Here is a 1,460-nt window from a genome sequence, read left to right as displayed (position 1 = left end):
CGGCACCGCCGGCATCGAAGACCGCATGGCAGTGTTGTGGGACGAAGGGGTCAACAGCGGGCGTTTGTCGATGCAGGACTTCGTCGCCCTCACCTCCACCAACACTGCGAAAATCTTCAACCTCTACCCGCGCAAAGGCGCGATTCGCGTTGGCGCCGATGCCGACCTGGTGCTGTGGGACCCGCAAGGTACGCGCACCATCTCCGCCAAGACCCACCATCAGCAGGTGGACTTCAACATCTTCGAAGGCAAGACCGTGCGCGGCGTGCCGAGCCATACCGTCAGCCAGGGCAAAGTGGTCTGGGCGGACGGCGACCTGCGCGCCGAGCGCGGGGCCGGGCGCTACATCGAACGGCCGGCGTATCCGGCGGTGTTTGATTTGCTGAGCAAGCGGGCCGAGATGCACAAGCCGACTGCTGTGAAACGCTGAAATCCAGGCCTTCGGCCTTCGCGAGCAAGCTCGCTCCCACAGGGGAATGCATTCCAAATGTGGGAACGAGCTTGCTCGTGAAGAGGCCATCCCGAACGCCACAAAAACCACTGCCCGACAGAGGCAGAAACCTCAAATAACCGTGAGGCAAAAAACCGTGATCGAGACCCTGAACCATCTCCCGCACCCACACGAAAGCGCCGCCGCCCTCGCCGGCCATTTCACCGATCTGGCGCCACCGCTCAACGCCCGGCAGGCGCATCTGGAAGCCTCGCGCTGCCTGTATTGCTACGATGCGCCGTGCGTCAATGCGTGCCCGAGCGAGATCGACATTCCGTCGTTCATCCGCAACATCCATCAGGACAACGTGCCCGGTGCAGCGCAGAAAATCCTTTCGGCGAATATCCTCGGCGGCAGTTGTGCGCGAGTCTGTCCGACCGAAATCCTCTGCCAGCAAGCCTGCGTGCGCAACAACGCGCAGGAATGCGCGCCGGTGCTGATCGGCCTGCTGCAACGCTACGCCGTGGACAACGCGCACTTCACCGAGCACCCGTTCCAGCGCGCCGCCAGCAGCGGCAAACGCATCGCCGTGGTTGGCGCCGGGCCCGCGGGATTGTCCTGCGCTCATCGCAGCGCCATGCACGGGCATGACGTGGTGATTTTCGAAGCGCGGGAGAAAGCCGGCGGCCTCAACGAATACGGGATCGCCAAATACAAACTGGTCGACGACTACGCGCAAAAGGAACTGGATTTCCTCCTGCAAATCGGCGGCATCGAGATTCGCCACGGGCAGAAACTGGGCGACAACCTGACCCTCAGCGAATTGCATCAGCAATTCGACGCGGTGTTCCTCGGCCTCGGCCTCAATGCCAGCAAACAGCTCGGCCTGCAGCACGAGGACGCCCCCGGCCTGCTCGCCGCCACCGACTACATCCGCGAACTGCGTCAGGCCGATGACCTCTCGCAACTGCCGCTGGCCGAGCGCTGCATCGTCCTCGGCGCCGGCAACACCGCGATCGACATGGCCGTG

General features: G+C 63.4%; 2 protein-coding genes. Both read left to right on the top strand.

Going from position 1 to position 1,460, the window contains the following annotated elements; all coding sequences use genetic code 11:
- The coding region (locus tag DBR24_RS32685) for an amidohydrolase family protein (RefSeq protein WP_256591606.1) at positions 1 to 430 on the top strand (430 nt) is incomplete at its 5' end.
- A 157-nt stretch (positions 431 to 587) separates the two neighbouring features.
- A partial coding sequence (locus tag DBR24_RS18070; protein ID WP_256591605.1) for an FAD-dependent oxidoreductase occupies positions 588 to 1,460 on the top strand: 873 nt, incomplete at its 3' end.

The sequence above is a fragment of the Pseudomonas sp. HMWF006 genome, assembly GCF_003061205.1.
Taxonomy (GTDB): domain Bacteria; phylum Pseudomonadota; class Gammaproteobacteria; order Pseudomonadales; family Pseudomonadaceae; genus Aquipseudomonas; species Aquipseudomonas monsensis.
The sequence above is the reverse complement of the archived record's forward strand: the minus strand, read 5'-3'. Positions and strand labels throughout refer to the sequence as shown.